Source organism: Legionella genomosp. 1 (assembly GCF_900640215.1).
GTDB classification, from domain to species: domain Bacteria; phylum Pseudomonadota; class Gammaproteobacteria; order Legionellales; family Legionellaceae; genus Legionella_C; species Legionella_C quinlivanii_A.
Genome location: NZ_CAAAJH010000019.1, coordinates 18,549 through 35,335, shown reverse-complemented (window position 1 = coordinate 35,335; position 16,787 = coordinate 18,549). Strand labels below are relative to the sequence as shown.

The window sequence follows — 16,787 nt, the reverse complement described above, 5'->3', positions numbered from 1 at the left end:
AATCTCTATTCTGTTTCAGTAGATTGTTCTGCTGCATTTCCAGATATGACCCATGCGTCAATTTCACTGGATTTAAAGCGCCATTGTTTACCTACTCGATGTGCTGGGATTTTCCCCTTTTCAAGCCAGCGGTAGATGGTCACCGATGAAACATCCAGATATTCAGCAACGCCTTCTACTGAAATCCATTTATCTATTGTTGTCTCCAAGATAGAACACTCACCACTCAAGAAATAATAGTAATGATTATCAAAGATAAAGAATGAAAGTTCAAGTTACTTAAAATAGATTGTTGATGAATTTTGGAGCACTTATAATTTTGACTGGCAGAGATGTTGAGAAAGTTATATGCCACCGGATGACTCTACCCAGCCAAAAAACCCGGCTACCCCCACCCACCATCTTTCAAATTTCGAAACTGAATCTCAATCAATGATTGAAAACCTGCAGAACATGTTCAATTTAATAGAAGATGATCAATATTATTTTTGAGCATCTTCGGAGTTTTTGATCACCTTCAACCTATATCTTCATCTTCAGTGACAGTGTTTGGTAATGTCCAGAGCCATTGCTGATCTTCACTACCAAAATATCCACCTGCTTTGACTGACTGAATCCCCAAATTAGATTTGGCACGCCTCATCGTTGAATGCGAATGGCCAGCATGTAGATATTGCGCTTCGATATCCGCCTGTGGTAATGGCCCATTCATTAGCAATTCTGATAAAAACTGAATTGCTTTTTCCAATGCCCCCTGACACTTACCTTCATTTGTCTTTTCAGCAGATGCAAGCCAATCTCGTGCTGAGCCTTCGACAAACTGTTTCCATTTGATAAATGATCCGCATACCCCTGGATGGTTTGCTAGCTCATTTTGCTGTAATTGGTATACAAATCCACCTTCATCTGGGCCAATGTTGGACTTAGCACGCATTAATAACCAAGTCATTTCATCTTCGTCATCCTCTTTGGGTAACTTAGCAACTACAAGAACTACACGTGCTAACGCACCGAAAGCCAAACTCCCAGTTAATCGTTCAACCGGGTTGCGCCCATGGGTTGCTTTGGAAAAATGTGTAATCCCCACCAAGGCACAACCTAATCTTCCAGCCAAATCCACTAAAGGTTGTAAGCTTCGTCTGACTTCTGCATTTTTATGGCTGTCACCTGTAACAACAGAGACAATAGGGTCAACTATTAACAACCGGACATTGCCAATTTCTTCAAGCTTCTTTAATAGTGGTTCCATATCAATAGCAGGATCAAAAGATCTATTCTTTTTGCCCTCCTGGACACCAGCAATAAAAAATATACTATCCATATTTGCACCTGCTTGAAGCAGGCGTGGGATTAACGTATCTTTGGGGTCATCTTCACCGCTCCATATCACCACATTGCCACAACGTGCAGGTGAGCCATCAGGCCAACATCTGCCAGAAGATATTACTGCTGCAAAATCTAAAGCTATGGTCGTTTTGCCAGTACCTGGCGCACCTCCAAGCACATGCAACTTACCAGCAGCGAGCCAATCTCTCCAAAGCCAAGTGACAGGTTCAGGATTAATAGTTGAGGCTCTGATTAACTCAACGTTTATTCCTTTTCTTTTAGAAACTGTACTCTCATTAATCATTTCCATTGACAATTTCCTTGCTCAATTAGCCTTCTTATATCTTCCACGCGCCACATAGTCAGACGAGTACCAAATCTTACGGGTTGTGGAAATCGACCGTCCTTCACTCCTTTCCACCAGGTTGATTTACTAACATCAATTAATTGGAGAATGTGTTTAAGACGAATACAGCCTTTTTCGGGAAGTTGATACATGTTATCGCTACCTATGTTTGTTTAAGACTCATGTAGTCTCACAAGGTATAAAAAGCTAAAACAGGTGAAACAGTTATAGGGGTTTGGATAAAAACCGGGGATATAGTTTATGAATTTACTTATAAATACTGGGCGAAAACCATATTAGGGTTCTCTAGTCTATTTTAGGTCTCCCACCACCTTTGCGGCAATCAGGATTGATGATCGCTATAATTCTTGAAACTGCACTTTTAGATAACTCAGGGTAGTTTAATTTCAAGTAATTCTGCGCCTGCTTTTTAAAGTCCTTTTCATTCACCTTCTGGTTGATAAGTGCTCGTTGCGTTATGTTGGCAATATCTAATTCAGATGCATAATGTCCATCACCTGGTATTAATACCTCTTTATCCAAGGAATGGGACTCTTTTAAATAGCAGCTATTCATCCATAAATCACTAAAATTGCACAACTGACTATGCGCTGCATTACCCACTTTGCCATTAAAAATGGTCATCTGGAATTCTTCTAAATAAATTCGCGTCTTCGCAGGATGCACACTCTGGATCTGCTGCAATTGCCCCAGAGTTAGCAATTGAAATTGGCTGCTTTTAGAGTTCATAATAAAAAATGGAATATTACCCTTGATCCCATCACTCAATAGTTGGCGACTGCTTTCTTCATCGACCTTCAATAACTGAGTTAAATTTTGATTGCCTATCACCGGATTTTTCATACTGCTCCCTACCTCGAAACTATTTTAGAAAATAAAACCAAGTTGCTGGGTTCATTAGCGACCATGCGTTCAACTAATTCACCCCATTTAAGCCAAGTCTCCTTTTGTTCATCAGAATGTTACGACAAACCCCTTAATGTAGAGCTGGTGTTTGATATTCTAAGTTTAGAATCGCTTAAACCCCTTCATCAAGCGGCCTATCTCTATTTGATAGGAAATGTACCTGTTGAAAAGTTAGAGTCATTCATCGATAAAATTGATCTCAATTACTATGACAGCCAATTAAAAAGCGCTACTGAGATTGCTACGACAATAGCAATTCTTAATGACAGGCAAGATACTTTGGAATGGTTGGCAACTAAAAAATTAATACATCCTAATGCCAAATTGATAGCGGCATCCCTTGGACGAAGCGACATATTGAAACTATGATTAAAGCCCCTGCTGAGGGAGGCTTAGGATTGGCAGATCCCCATCCAAACGGTTTTCGCCCACTGGACGCTTTAGAGGCGGTTTCACTCGTTGTTGCATCCGGAAATGTGGCGGCTTTACACGAGCTAATTAATCCTAAGGAAGAAGGTGGACTTAATCTTCCAATGCATATTGGTATTTTTAAAGCAGAGGACCATCTGTTTACAGCGGCTAAGCATGGGCGAATTGCGATGCTTAGAGAGTTAGTGCGACCTGATTCTGAGGGCGGTAAGTTTGGACTCTCGATTAATACCAAAGATCATAATGGTGGTGACTTGGTATTAAGTGCGGTCATGGGTGATCAAGTGGAAATGTTACGTGAGCTAATAAAGCCTGTCGCAGAGGGTGGCTTTGGCCTTTCACTAAATACAAGAGATATTGTCGGCTTTACCCCTGTATCCTTAGCGGTTAGGCTTGGAAAAATTCGCATATTAAATGAGCTTATAAAACCCGTTTCTCAAGGCGGTTTTGGACAGTCATTTAACGTTGAAAAAGCATTATTGAATAATTCTGACGATTTAGAAGTGCTTAAGTTCATATTCCGCTATCAACTGCGCCAATTAGGAAGCGGAAATTTCTGGAATGCTTTAAGTTGGCTTAAAGAGTATAGACAACTGATCAATCAGCACAAAGAATTGAAGGAGATGTGTCTGGCATTTATGAAATCTGTATTGTGCCATCTATACGCAAGAGAGAATGTGAATTACACTGAAGTTAATTTAATCAAGGAAGAAATTAATAAATATACAGGCAATCCTGATGAAGCTGATTTTGTCATTGCCAGGTTCCTTGCGGAACAAGGGGATTTTATTCGTTCATTTTTACAATATGAAAGTATTGTGAAGCGCAATAACTCACCCAGTAAGTATGAAGCGGAATTTGAAATGGCCGATTTAATTTACAGAGGTGAAATAATATTATTTGAGAATCATAGTATCAATTTTGCAGCCTCTGGAGCCAGACAGCAGCCCACTACACTTGATCAGGCCAAAGAACTAGAGCAATTAAGAGAAAAAGAAAGCAAAAATCTGCCAGTTATGAACCAGAGAGCAAGGCATGTGTATGAGTTATTACTAGGAAATCCATTACCACAAGCTGCTTTTTTACGCGCTCGATGTGAAGAAATTTTCCAGGGCAATCTATCGCCAACTCTTTCAGAAAATAATAGCAAAAAACGTAATCAGGATGTTTTACAACCTAATGAAAGAGAGCATCAAATAGGTTTCTTTAAAAAGCCGCGCAATGAGCCTAAAGAATCTCCCAGCACTAACAAGACATTGGAGATGTAAAAATTATCTTTGTCGTATGTCGGGCCATTTCGTCCGGCATATGATGATGCACTGAGACCCCTACACTTTAATCACTCCCAGCTCATATAATCTATTTGACGAAAATATTGATAAATTGGTATGATTTTCATCTTTAAATTATCGATAGCTATATGTCTAAACTTAAACCGCCTGGACTTGAACCATTTAAACTTATTGTAAAAACAACCAATATTTATTATGAGATGATGTTATTTGCTGAGCATCTTGAAGAGGCTAAAGAGTATTTGAGTCTGGTATTAAAAGACTTTTTAAACGCTGAAATCGATTCTGATCCTAATTATGAAAATGATGACGGCACAACGTTTAGTTTTGAACATGAGCTTAATTTAATTGAAGCTGGTAACTTTGTATGTCAAAGAAAAGCGATTTCTGCACAGGATTTAGCATCGATGAACTCAGAGAATACTATTAATATTTTTATAGTTGCGATTAGCACCCGTGCCATACTATGTAATGAAGATATTGAAAAAAATGATTTAGGAGGTCGTTCCCAAGTTAGTTTTACAATGTAACTGCCTCTATGGTAGAAAACCAATCTGTATGGAAAAATCGATAAACTAACTTTGACCTGACTGAGACTTCTAAAAACCGGCAACTGTCAGATCAAGTTTGAACTACTACAAAAGTGATTACTACAAAAGTGATTACTACAAAAGTGATTCATATTAACCAACTTCATTTGCTCCACGGTCTTACAGGGCACTTCCATTAAGTTTGGATTCACAACAACTACCGATAGACATTGAGCACGTGATATTGCTACATTTAACTGAATTTTACTATAAAGAAACTCAATATTGCGTGGTAAATCCTCAGCACTGGAGGTTACCCTTGAAACAGGAACAATAGGCGCCTCTTGCCCTTGAAATTTATCCACCGTTCCTACATGCGCCCCTTCTGGCAAAATAGAGCGTAAGTAATTGACCTGTACGTTATAGGGGGTCACAACAAGAATGTCTTTGAAAGTTATTGTACGTGGTTCTTTACCATCTTCTTTAAACTGCTGTTTTAGTAGCTCTTGATAAAGATTCTTAATGATTACGCCCTCTTCAATACTTTTTGGGAACACCTGTTCTTTTGTCGCACTAAGATAATAAAAGCGAGCCTCATTATTTTTAACTTGATTAATAATGAGTAGATTCTGTCCCCATGGAATTTCTGCGACAAGCTGTCGCAGATTTGGGTGATCTTTATATTCTATATAAAAGCGCCGCATATCCCATAAATTTCACAGATCTACAAAGCTATTCCAAACGCTCCCAGATATTTTTCTGCTCTTGTGCATAAACTGCTCTTTGATAAGTAGCGGTTAATTTGTTTTGGGGTCTTTCCCTATTCGAAAGCAAAATAACCAGCTTTTGGCACCATTAGGGCGAATCCGAAGAAATAACCCTTCGCCATCTGGTTTTTGATATTCTTTATCATTTGGATTGGTTTGATGCTCAATATATTTTGCTCTTAATTTAGCCATAAATTATTTTTCCTACAAAACAAATTGTGCAACGTTACGTTGCACAATTGATTTAAACCTTTCATGGCATCTAAATTATAAAACAGAGTGTTATAATTCCTATTATCAAAGGCAGTTACCCGGAAATGCCGGATAACTGATTCTGTTTGTAATTTTCCGCTAGAATAGATGTTTTGCAGGTATTTACCAATTGTTCGTCTATCACCATCAAACAACTTTGCTCTACTATTCCGAATAGTCAGTTTATTTTCTGAAAGTCTCTCTTTCATAAGTTACCTCCAATCAACCGATCCATCAAAATCACTACTCAATTCAGCTTCTATTTCTTCGATACTCGGTAAACTTCCCTTTAAACTATCAGGCAATGATTGAGTCAATTGAGTTTCCCATTGGGCTATGCTAATTGGACGGCTTGTACTATTTAAAGCGTATTCAACCAAAACACGATTTTTTTCCCTGACTAAGAGCAAACCTAATGTTGGTTTATCATCTGGATGAGATAACAATTTATCAACTGCATGCATGTACATGCCCAGTTTGGTGTCATCTCCAGGCTTAAATGCACGTGCCTTTAACTCTACAACGACATAACAACGCAATTTAAGATGATAAAAGAGTAAATCTGCATAAAAATCTTGATCTCCTAACTCTAAATGGACTTGGCGACCAACAAACGCAAAACCTTGTCCAAGTTCTAATAAGAATTTTTGAACATGATCAATCAAGCCTTGTTCAAGCTCTCTTTCACGACGTGGCGCATCTGTCCCAAGAAAATCAAAAAGGTATGGGTCTTTAAAAACCTGTACGGCATAATCCGAGTCAGTTGGGAGTAATGTTGTAAGAAAGTTGTTTTGTGCTTTCCCTAAGTGTAGATGGGCTTTAACCTCTATTTGCATAGCAAGAATATTATATGACCAACCAAATTCATACGCCTTCATGGCGTACCAGAGCCGCTCTTCTTGCGTTTTAAGCTTTTCTAAAAGTGTAATATTATGACGCCACGACAATTGTGCAACGCTACGTTGCACAATTTCACGATCAGGCCAGGCCGAGGCAAAAGCACGCATATACTTAAGGTTACGAGGAGATAATCCTTTCATTTCAGGAAATTGTTCTCGTAAATCAAATGCTAGGCGATCGATAATTCTGCTACCCCATCCTTGTATGTCTTGCTTTTCTAAAATACGATGACCAATATCCCAGTACAGCAACATCATCGCAGCATTACTGGTTAAAACAATACGCAATCGCTCTGAATGAATACGCTGTTTTAAATTGGTAAGCCAGGGACTATAATCTTCGGGTAGCTCAATCTTTGGGGGAGCCACAGGAAACATTGCACTGCGATCAGTTCCTCCTCGTTGTTTACGTTCTTGAGTTGCTTTTTTTGTTGGTGCTTTTCGAATCCATTATATTGCACTCCAGGTTGGATTTAATAGAATTTGGTATAGCCAAATCTATAGACAGCAATGAATTCTAATGGACAAGATCGGACAATATGAAATTTAACATCTTGCACCCCATAAGGGGCAGGTCGGAGGTTCGAATCCTCTCCGGGATGACAATGGAATCAATGAGTTACGTTAACCACTCTAGACCAAAATAAGTTTATAGGGTGCATGCAGGGTGCAAATTGAATGTATGATGATAATTTTTTATCTAATACCCCTCCAGAAGATGTAATTCGAAAATCTTTAATAGTAAAGCTGTTTTTTTAAATAAGCTTCTGAAGCTCTTCGCTAAATATGTTTCGTATATTTAAATAGCCTCCCATATTTCATCTAATATGAAAAGGTACCTCAATAAAGGTGATAATGATGAAAAACATATTGTTGGACTGGCTAAAATCAAACCAAAATGAAAAAATAGATTTTAATGATGAACTCAATAGGTTAACCATCAAACCTTTAAATGACTTTATCATTATTAAATATTGGAAACCAAAACAGGGTAGAAATATGGATTTATGGCGAGTTATTTCTGAGATAAAAATAACTCCCGAGTTTTTAGAAGAGTGTACTAATTACGATAAGTTAGCGGATGATTTATACAAGAAACTATTAGAGGGTGGCTAGCATGAAGTAAGAATTCAAAAATCCAATTATGAATAATATCTATAGGCATAACCACTCTATTTTTATGTAGCAAAGCGAAGTTAAATTAAAGCCGCATATATTACGGCTTTCTTTGCTGATCTAACCATATATCTAAATCTTCTTTTAAATAGCGAATAGAACGACCTATTTTAATATATTTCGGACCGGGTGCGATGCGTTCTAAGTATACGGATAAAATTAGCAGATGGTCGACAAGGCGTTGTTCGCAATGGTTATTTACAAGAAAGAACGATTCAAACAGGTATTGAAGATGTGGCTGTCAAAGTACCCAAAGTGCGCGAGCGTAGTGGTTCGCGCATTCATTTTACTAGCAGGAACAATCAAGCGGATATGTAACTTACTATTTTACGCGTACACCATAATTGACAATAACTCAAAGTCTTAGTATACAGAGCTAGAAAAAGTAGTTTGTGTAAATATAGGTGGAATGTAATGAAAGGAAAAGCAGAGCTGGGTGATATGCGGCAAATAGACTTTACACCGTTAAAAGAAACTTTAATACAAATCTTACAAGTCAATTTAAAATTGATGAAAGAAAAACAGGATCAAGAACGACAAGAAAGAAAAGATAAGTCAATTTTTTACTCTTGTATTTGTTTCTTTAGTGATGCTCCTCCTCCTCTGTTATCTTCTATAGAATTAGATAGAGCGCTGACTAGGATTCAATCATCCTACCTGAAATATTTTTACCAAGATCAAAAGTATGAAGCAGCATGGGTTTATTCTATTTGGGATAAGATTGCTAGCATCAATTCACTAAACATGACAACACTATCACTGCACCATCAAGCAAGGAGGATGAATTATATATACTCGCAACTTATAGACCTATACAATCAAATAAATACAAGAATAACAGCTATTTTAAATAAAGAATTTGCTTTGCAAAGCCATGATTTTAGCATTTTATTTAAGTATGTTACTACAAAACAGCAATATGAAGCTTTAAAAAAAAGCGACAGTCTTTTTCTTGAAGAGCATAACTTCAGTCTAAGGCCTGATTTGAAAGAATTAAAGAAACTTCATAATAAAGTAGATCTAGCTAGGAAATATTTTTCATGCAAAAAAACGTTTAAGCAATTAAAGGCGGAAAATCAACAGGTTTTATATGAGGATTATCTGAAATATAACGGTGTATATGGTAATGATTTAAAGCTTGCCATTTTAAAGAATTTAGCTCCAGAGAGTTATGAGAAAGTTTGTGCAGAAATTAACGAAGTTTTAAAAGAATTTAAAGAAAATTATTTGCCAGACGATAATGATTGTAGGGTAGAAACTGTTTACATTTTATAGAAGAAATCTCTTCTAGGGAATTTTTGGATCTGGTTTTAGAATTGGTTTTAATTCAAGGCCTAAAGCACGCGCTCGTTTTTGCATAATTTTAATAACGTGCTCTTTATAGGCTCTTGGGGAGTAATGAAACAAGCAACCGACTTGAGAAATATAATTATTAATAAACAATTGGTTATGATTTCTATGAATAATCGTGACAGGTATAAAAGACAGGAGCAATTCTCTATTAATTAAATATAAGTCATTAAAGCGAATGCAGAGCTATTTTAAGGCTTATGTAGCGGTCTAATATGCCACAATCGCATCAATATCGTTACGTGCTGGTTGATTTTAGCAACGGTATTTTTTATCTCGGCATTGAGCTTTGTAATATCAATGACTCCACTATTGTCTTTTGCTTTCACATAGCTGCTCACCGACAAGTTGTAGTGGTTGGCAGCTATGGTTCCAAAAGGTATGGATTGAGCGAAGTGTTCCACATTTGCTTTGGTATCGAATATCTGCATGATTTGTTCCATGTGTTCATGGGTAAGCGTATTAAATTTACTACACAAAGTGATAATTGAGAGGTCATCTGTGTCAAACAGGCTTATTGATTCGCAGCCTTATCCCATTAAGGCTGCACTGAGATCAATGCATTTTCTTACCATTGGGTACAAGGGGATTAATCGTAGCCAGGCATATGGCCCCTTCCGAATCTGAGAAGCCGACCAGCAAAAACTGTGAGGTAAATCCCGCGATATTTTTCTCTCCCAGGTTTACACAGCCTATCACTGTTTTCCCGGGTAAAGACTCCGGCGTATAGTGCACTGTAATTTGAGCGGAGGTTTGCAGTACGCCGATCTCCGGTCCAAAATCAACCCAGACTTTATAGGCCGGTTTCCTGGCCCTTGTAAATGGCTCAACTTTTACGATAGTGCCTGATCGTAAATCAACTTTTTCAAATTCATCATAGGATATTGTCATTCTGTACTCCTTAGCTAGCTTTAACGCCTGCGAGAATGATAAACAATAATCTGCAAAAGAATAAGCCCCTCTCTTCTAACTGATGGAAAAGTAGAATAATTTGTTCTGTAGTGCTATAAAGGCCATTGTCATCGCCTCTTGTGGCAGAAACATTAATTGGTTAATTTGCAGGAGCATTTTTGTGGATAATTGCACCAGATTGCCCAATTTGAATAACTGGTAAGGAAAGTCAGATGTCTCAGCCTGTGTTTGTGAACCGAATATTGAATATGAAAAAGATTAAGTATATTGGTCTGGATATGGATCATACACTTATTCGATATAATACAGAGAACTTTGAGGCTCTCGTTTATCAAATCGTTGTCAGGAAACTGGTTGAGCAAAAAAAATATCCATCAGCTGTCTTGAATTTTAGCTTTAACTTTTCAGATGCAATTCGCGGCCTGATTATAGACAGTAAAAATGGAAATATTCTTAAGTTAAGCCGTTATGGTGCTATACGACAAAGCTATCACGGCACCCGTCTAATCAGCTTTGCCGAGCAGAAAGAAATCTATCGCAGCACCTATGTGGATTTAAAAGATAGCAATTACATGGCAATTGATACCTCATTCTCAATTGCGTTCTGCGTTTTGTATGGCCAATTAGTGGATTACAAGGATGAATCTCCGGATGATTTGCCCAGCTATTCAGAAATTGCCCGGGACGTTTTGTATTGTGTCGATACAGCCCACTCGGACGGCAGTATCAAAAACTATATCGCGCAGCACCTCGAGAGTTTCGTCCAAAAGGATCCTGAACTTGTGGCTGGATTGAAACGCTATGTCCACTATGGTAAGAAGATTTTTATACTGACGAATTCCGATTATTTTTATTCCAAACTTTTACTTGATTTTGCCATCAATCCTTTCCTCGGCCAAAACGAAACCTGGCAGGATTTTTTTGAGATAGTCATCACGCTTGCTAATAAACCCCGCTTTTTTTATGACAATCTTCGCTTTCTGACGGTTAACCCGCAGGATGGCACGATGACAAACACGAATGGTTTGATTAGTCATGGTGTTTATCAGGGGGGGAATGCCAGAAAATTTACCGACGATCTGCAGTTAAATGGCGATGAAATTCTCTATATTGGAGATCACATTTATGGCGATATCCTGCGTCTGAAAAAAGATTGCAACTGGCGTACTGCTCTGGTTGTTGAAGAGCTTGGCGAAGAAATTCAGGCACAGGTCAATTCTCTTCCGATTGAGGAGGAAATTATTGCCTCAATGAATTCAAAGAAAAAAATGGAGAAACAATATGTTGAACTTCACTCCAGAATTATCGAAGAGCATTTTGAGGAAGGAAAAGAACTCTTAAGCGAACTGCAACAAAAAATTGTGTCCATTGACACCGAGATCTCATCCTTGTTACAAAAACAGCAAACCTTTTATAACAAGCGCTGGGGCAGAACATTTCGAGCTGGCGCTGAAGAGAGTTATTTTGCCTATCAAGTAGATCGTTTCGCCTGTATATATATGGAAAAACTGACTGATTTATTCGCTCAATCCCCTATCACTTATTTTCGAGCTTATCGCCGTCTTCTTGCCCATGATATTGAAGTGCCAAACGAGGAAGTGGGTGTCTAGCCTGAGAAATTGTTGATTTTATAAACTATACTTTTCCTAGTGACGCTGAATAGTAACCAGGAAAAGTATAAGCATGCAAATTCACTCATTTCAGTATATAAAAAATAAAGGATGGAGTGTCGAAAGCTTCCCACAAATTGATTCAGAAAATACTTTGGTATTAGTGTTTTCCTCCCCTTTTTTTCTTAATTATCAGGTTCCTATAAGGCAGTTAGCAGATACTTATAAAAAATCTAAAATCATAGGATGCTCCACAGCCGGAGAAATATTCGGTTCTCACATTGTCGATGAAAGCCTGGCAGTTGCTGTTATAAAGTTTGATAAAACCGCACTTCGCTTATGCACAGCCAAGGTAGCTCAACCCGCAGAATCCTATAAGGCTGGTGAGTTAATTGCTAATGAGCTACAAAGCCTTTCTCTGCGGAGTATTTTTGTTTTATCTGATGGCTTAACCGTTAATGGTACAGCCCTGGTCAAAGGTTTAAATGCCAATCCCCAGAAGGGTTTAATTATTACTGGAGGGCTGGCGGCAGACGGCAGCCATTTCAGCCATACCTGGACATTATGTAATGGTGAAATCGTTGACAATTATGTAGTCGCTGTGGGTTTTTATGGTAATCATATTCATGTAGGCCACGCCTCACAGGGAGGCTGGGATATTTTTGGGCCGGCCAGGCGCATCACGCGTTCTGAAGGAAATATTTTATACGAGCTGGATAATCAACCAGCCCTGCAGTTATATAAAGAATATCTCGGTGAACGGGCAGCTGAATTACCTGCCTCAGGGTTACTGTATCCCCTGGCTATAAAAGATGGAGGTACCAAAAATCCCGTTCAGCTAGTCAGAACAATTCTGGGGGTCGATGAAAAAACTCAATCCCTGATATTTGCAGGTGACATGCCGATGGGCTATCAGGCTCAATTAATGCGGGCTAATTTCGATCGCTTGATCACCAGTGCTTATGAGGCTGGCGAATTGGCAAAAAACAGGCTCTATGACAAAGAAGAGCCATTAAATTGTCCGGTTTTGGCAATTGCCGTAAGTTGCGTAGGAAGACGTTTATTGTTAGGAGAGCGAATCGAAGAGGAAACTGAATCTACTTTGGAAGCCCTGCCTCCCACGACCACGCAGATTGGATTTTATTCCTATGGCGAGCTTAGTCCTTTTAATCTGGGAAGCTGTGAATTACATAATCAAACCATGACCCTGACAACGTATTATGAAAGCAATTAATTGTAAATCGCTGTTACATGAGAGAGAAATGCGATGGAAGTTCATAAGCTCTTAGCCAGACAGTTAAACCGACTGCAATTGAAAATTGATGAGTTGCCGCCTGATTTGGATAAATGGCAAGAGTTGATTTCTCGTATTAATAAAACCTATCAGGAAGCAGATCAAGACAGATATCTGATAGAACGGTCAATGGATATTTCCTCTCGGGAAATGCAGATGCTCAACGAGAAACTCGAGCAGGCTCAGCATATCGCAAAAATGGGCTACTGGTTTTATGACAATAATAGCGGTAATGCCATCTGGTCGAAGGAACTTTATAGAATTATTGATCTGGACCCTTTGCATGGAGCTCCAGATTACAACGAGTTTTTCAAGCTGGTACACCCTGATCACCACGACTTGCTTCAAAAGCTGGTGAGCAATGCTATAAACATGCAAATTAATTATGACTGCGAAATTAAAATTAAAGACTCTACAGGTGAATACCGATGGTTTCACATTATTGCTCACTGTCTTGAAGAGCCTGGCCAACTAACCGGAATTATCAGAGATATTCACAAAGAAAAAGAAGCAGAAGAAAAAATTCAAGAATTGCATGAGCAGTTTATGCAATCCGCCAGACGAGCAGGCATGTCCGAAGTAGCGACATCAATTTTACATAATATCGGTAATATTTTAAACAGCTCCAATCTTTCTATAAATATTTTAAGAGATGAGTTTAAACAACCTTATTATCAGAAATTGGGGCAGGTCATTGAAATGATTAGGAATAACGAAAAAGATTTAGCCAACTACTTTGATGAAGATCCCAAGGGCAGATTGATCCCCCAGTACTTGTTAAAATTAAGCGAGATTATTATTGAAAACAATCAAAAATGCGAAGCAGAAATTGCTAATATCAGCAGGGATTTACATCATATTAAAGATATCGTTTCGATGCAGCAATGTTTCAGCGGCGTACCCGGAGTCCAGGAAACAATTTTTATTCCGGATATCATCGACACTGCCTTACAGTTGTCAATTAATTTAGCACGAGATACGTTCATTGAAATTAAAAAAGATCTTGAGCCCGTTTTTATCGTTTCAGATAAATCCAAGTTGCTTCAAATATTAGTTAATTTAATTCGCAATGCAAAAGATGCCGTTTTAAGCAATATTAACAACAATAAGGAAATTGAAGTAACCGCTCAAAAGCATAATGACAGCATCCATATTACTGTAAAAGATAATGGTACGGGAATTGACCCTGAGAATTTGAATAAAATATTTTCCTTTGGTTTTACTACCAAAACAGAGGGGCATGGTTTCGGCTTGCATAGCTCGGGATTGTCCACTCAGGAAATGGGAGGCTCATTGACGGCCTACAGTGAAGGGTTGGGTAAAGGGGCAGTATTCAGGTTAACACTACCCTCTCAGAAAAATAATCTTCAACCGAAACGGATTTTCAATGAATGACATCGAATTACGCATTATTATTATTGATGATAATCCCGCCATTCATCAGGATTTCATCAAAGTTCTGACCACAGAAAAAAGGTCTCCACTGTTTGATAAACTGGATATGGAATTATTTGGCGAAACCCAGCCTAAAGAAAATCTTAATTTACTTCCAGAGTTTCAAATTGATACAGCATCCCAGGGAATGGAAGGTGTTGAAAAAATAAAGACCGCCTATTACTCAGGAAAACCCTATGCACTCGCTTTTGTAGATATCCGCATGCCTCCAGGCTGGGATGGAATTGAAACAATTAAGCGCATGTGGGAAATTGACCGGGAAATTCAGGTCGTTATTTGTTCCGCCTATTCGGATTACTCCTGGGAAGAAACTGTCACTAATTTGGGGATGACAGATAATCTGCTTGTTCTTAAAAAACCATTCGACAAAGTAGCTGTGCGTCAACTGGCCTGTGCATTGACCAAGAAATGGATCTTGTCCAAAGAATCCAGAAGCCATACAGAATCCTTAAATCGCATTGTTAAAGAAAAAACGGAGTCCTTGCAACAATCGCTTTCGCTATTGCGGGCAACGATTGAATCTTCCGCTGATGGCATTCTGGTCGTCAATCTGGATAAAAAAATTATAGATTACAATACTAAATTTATTGCTATGTGGGAAATACCAGAATCAATCATGGATTTGGGTAATCAGACATTAATGCTGGAATACATGGTTGAGCAACTGCAGGATGCGGGTGAATTATTAAGCCAGATTGACCATTTGGCTGAAAACATCAATGAAACTAGTCAAATTGTGGTTAAATTTAAAACAGGAAGGATTCTCGAATGCCGTTCTCAACCCCTCAGAATAAATTATGAAACAGTGGGTCGGGTATGGAGTTTTCGCGATATAACCGATCAGGCACTACTGGAACAGAAACTCGAATATCAGGCTACACACGATCCCCTAACCGGGCTGCCCAATCGGGTACTACTCCATGATCGCATTCAGCAGGCAATTGCATCCTCTGCCAGGCATGAGCGTTATTTCGCAATTATTTTTTTCGACCTTGATCGTTTCAAACTGGTGAATGATAGTTATAGTCATCAATTTGGCGACGAATTGTTATGCGCTGTAGCAAAACGGCTTTCTTCATTAGTGAGGGAAGAGGACACTTTGGCACGTTTGGGTGGTGATGAATTTGTCATGCTAATTCCTGAGTTGAATAAATCGGAAGCAAGCCTCAATGTCGCTCATAAGATTTTAATGCTCTTTACTCAGCCATTCATGATTCTGGGTAAGGAAATTAATACCAGTGCAAGTATCGGCATCAGTATTTATCCCACTGATGGCAAAACAGCAAATACTCTGCTAAAACACGCAGATTTGGCTATGTATATGGCCAAAGAGCAAGGCGGCAACCAGCTCAAATTTTATATCAATCAGTTAAATCATCAGAGTTTGAAGCGCCTGAAACAGGAAAATGAATTGCGCCGAGCGATAAACAATCAGGAATTTTTCCTGCTTTATCAGCCCCAGTTTGATATGAATGAAACACGCTTGTTGGCATTAGAGGCCCTGATACGATGGCAGCATCCTGAAAAAGGTGTTATTTTACCCCTGGATTTTATTCCAGTAGCCGAGGACTCCGGGCTTATCATCCCTATTGGTGAGTGGGTGATTCGTGAAGTCTGCCGACAAATAATTGAGTGGCGCGATCGTGGGCTCCCACTGGTTCGAGTGGCTGTGAATGTCGCCACACATCAGCTAAAACAGTGGAATTTTGCCGAAACAGTTCAATCTATTCTTAATGAATATCAAATCCCGCCAGAATATCTGGAAATTGAAATTACAGAAAATGTGATTATTACTCATGTTGAGGTCCAGCGCATGATACATGAACTGAATAAAATTGGAGTAAAAATCGTACTGGATGATTTTGGTACCGGTAACTCCAGCCTCAATTATCTGAAACAAATTCACATTGATCGCCTGAAAATCGATCAATCATTTGTACAGAATATTTCAAAATCCAGAAGCGACGAAGTCATTATCGAAGCGATCATCGCAATGGCAAGAAGCCTGAATTTTCGGGTTTTGGCCGAAGGAGTGGAAAGCGAAAACCAGATGAACTTTCTCAAAGATCAGGAATGTGATGAAATTCAGGGTTATCTGCTTAGCAGACCTTTAAACGCAGAGACAATGGAACAACTGTTAAGAAAAGCGAGCATTGCCACAAAAAAAGAGGATTAGGTTCCTCCATCTGTACCTTTTAGAACTCCAGTACATAATAAATGGC

Annotated in this window: 18 protein-coding genes and 1 pseudogene; 10 read left to right on the top strand and 9 right to left on the bottom strand. The window is 38.7% G+C overall.

What is annotated here, in order from left to right:
• Nucleotides 1-5: 5 nt before the first annotated feature.
• From E1O89_RS14220 to E1O89_RS14205, 4 genes are all read right to left on the bottom strand, one after another.
• Nucleotides 6-209, bottom strand: coding sequence for a helix-turn-helix domain-containing protein (locus E1O89_RS14220; protein ID WP_262337535.1), 204 nt, complete (start codon nt 207-209; stop codon nt 6-8).
• Nucleotides 210-517: 308 nt separating this feature from the next.
• Nucleotides 518-1,636, bottom strand: a complete 1,119-nt coding sequence (locus E1O89_RS14215; protein ID WP_133140731.1) for an AAA family ATPase — start codon at nt 1,634-1,636, stop codon at nt 518-520.
• Nucleotides 1,627-1,824 carry a helix-turn-helix transcriptional regulator gene (locus E1O89_RS14210; RefSeq protein ID WP_133140730.1) on the bottom strand — a complete coding sequence of 66 codons (198 nt, stop codon included), beginning with the start codon at nt 1,822-1,824 and terminating at the stop codon, nt 1,627-1,629. Before E1O89_RS14210 ends, E1O89_RS14215 begins: the two co-directional genes overlap by 10 nt.
• A 154-nt stretch (nt 1,825-1,978) precedes the next feature.
• Complete coding sequence (locus E1O89_RS14205) at nt 1,979-2,536, bottom strand: hypothetical protein (protein ID WP_133140729.1); 558 nt, start codon at nt 2,534-2,536, stop codon at nt 1,979-1,981.
• On the opposite strand from E1O89_RS14205, the gene E1O89_RS14200 reads away from it, so the two are divergent.
• From E1O89_RS14200 to E1O89_RS14190, 3 genes are all read left to right on the top strand, one after another.
• Entirely contained in the window at nt 2,510-2,968 is a 459-nt protein-coding gene (locus E1O89_RS14200) for a hypothetical protein (protein WP_133140728.1), read from the top strand. The genes E1O89_RS14205 and E1O89_RS14200 overlap by 27 nt on opposite strands.
• Entirely contained in the window at nt 2,965-4,296 is a 1,332-nt protein-coding gene (locus E1O89_RS14195) for an ankyrin repeat domain-containing protein (RefSeq protein WP_133140727.1), read from the top strand. Before E1O89_RS14200 ends, E1O89_RS14195 begins: the two co-directional genes overlap by 4 nt.
• Nucleotides 4,297-4,448: 152 nt before the next feature.
• Complete coding sequence (locus E1O89_RS14190; RefSeq protein WP_133140726.1) at nt 4,449-4,850, top strand: hypothetical protein; 402 nt, start codon at nt 4,449-4,451, stop codon at nt 4,848-4,850.
• Between the two features lie 86 nt (nt 4,851-4,936).
• Here E1O89_RS14190 and E1O89_RS14185 read toward each other — a convergent pair whose 3' ends face one another.
• From E1O89_RS14185 to E1O89_RS14175, 3 genes are all read right to left on the bottom strand, one after another.
• On the bottom strand, nt 4,937-5,554 hold the full coding sequence (locus E1O89_RS14185) for an AAA domain-containing protein (RefSeq protein WP_133140725.1): 618 nt from the start codon (nt 5,552-5,554) through the stop codon (nt 4,937-4,939).
• Between the two features lie 93 nt (nt 5,555-5,647).
• Nucleotides 5,648-5,809 (bottom strand): Arm DNA-binding domain-containing protein, encoded by a 162-nt coding sequence (locus E1O89_RS14180; RefSeq protein WP_133140724.1) that lies wholly within the window; start codon nt 5,807-5,809, stop codon nt 5,648-5,650.
• A 272-nt stretch (nt 5,810-6,081) separates the two neighbouring features.
• Nucleotides 6,082-7,146: a YhcG family protein gene (locus E1O89_RS14175; protein WP_133140723.1), complete on the bottom strand. Its 1,065-nt coding sequence runs from the start codon at nt 7,144-7,146 to the stop codon at nt 6,082-6,084.
• 477 nt (nt 7,147-7,623) lie between these two features.
• Here E1O89_RS14175 and E1O89_RS14170 point away from each other — a divergent pair, with 477 nt between their 5' ends.
• The 3 genes and pseudogenes from E1O89_RS14170 (at nt 7,624) to E1O89_RS14155 (ending at nt 9,219) form a co-directional block, all read left to right on the top strand.
• Complete coding sequence (locus E1O89_RS14170; protein ID WP_133140722.1) at nt 7,624-7,884, top strand: hypothetical protein; 261 nt, start codon at nt 7,624-7,626, stop codon at nt 7,882-7,884.
• A gap of 216 nt (nt 7,885-8,100) precedes the next feature.
• Nucleotides 8,101-8,238, top strand: a pseudogene (locus E1O89_RS15820) (IS256 family transposase); the annotation flags it as partial.
• A 120-nt stretch (nt 8,239-8,358) separates the two neighbouring features.
• Nucleotides 8,359-9,219, top strand: a complete 861-nt coding sequence (locus E1O89_RS14155) for a hypothetical protein (protein ID WP_133140720.1) — start codon at nt 8,359-8,361, stop codon at nt 9,217-9,219.
• 266 nt (nt 9,220-9,485) lie between these two features.
• Here the strand turns inward: E1O89_RS14155 and E1O89_RS15815 are convergent, their stop codons facing one another.
• Nucleotides 9,486-9,725: a hypothetical protein gene (locus E1O89_RS15815; protein ID WP_410054775.1), complete on the bottom strand. Its 240-nt coding sequence runs from the start codon at nt 9,723-9,725 to the stop codon at nt 9,486-9,488.
• A gap of 124 nt (nt 9,726-9,849) precedes the next feature.
• A complete protein-coding gene (locus E1O89_RS14145; protein ID WP_133140719.1) occupies nt 9,850-10,185 on the bottom strand; it encodes a tRNA-binding protein in 336 nt (111 codons plus the stop codon).
• Between the two features lie 233 nt (nt 10,186-10,418).
• Here E1O89_RS14145 and E1O89_RS14140 point away from each other — a divergent pair, with 233 nt between their 5' ends.
• The 4 genes from E1O89_RS14140 to E1O89_RS14125 all read left to right on the top strand — a co-directional run bounded on the left by E1O89_RS14140 (nt 10,419) and on the right by E1O89_RS14125 (nt 16,741).
• Nucleotides 10,419-11,816: an HAD-IG family 5'-nucleotidase gene (locus E1O89_RS14140; RefSeq protein WP_133140718.1), complete on the top strand. Its 1,398-nt coding sequence runs from the start codon at nt 10,419-10,421 to the stop codon at nt 11,814-11,816.
• Between the two features lie 73 nt (nt 11,817-11,889).
• Complete coding sequence (locus E1O89_RS14135; protein ID WP_133140717.1) at nt 11,890-13,050, top strand: FIST signal transduction protein; 1,161 nt, start codon at nt 11,890-11,892, stop codon at nt 13,048-13,050.
• A gap of 33 nt (nt 13,051-13,083) precedes the next feature.
• A complete protein-coding gene (locus E1O89_RS14130) occupies nt 13,084-14,505 on the top strand; it encodes a sensor histidine kinase (RefSeq protein WP_133140716.1) in 1,422 nt (473 codons plus the stop codon).
• Complete coding sequence (locus E1O89_RS14125; RefSeq protein WP_133140715.1) at nt 14,498-16,741, top strand: EAL domain-containing protein; 2,244 nt, start codon at nt 14,498-14,500, stop codon at nt 16,739-16,741. The genes E1O89_RS14130 and E1O89_RS14125 overlap by 8 nt, the downstream gene beginning before the upstream one ends.
• Nucleotides 16,742-16,787 lie beyond the last annotated feature (46 nt).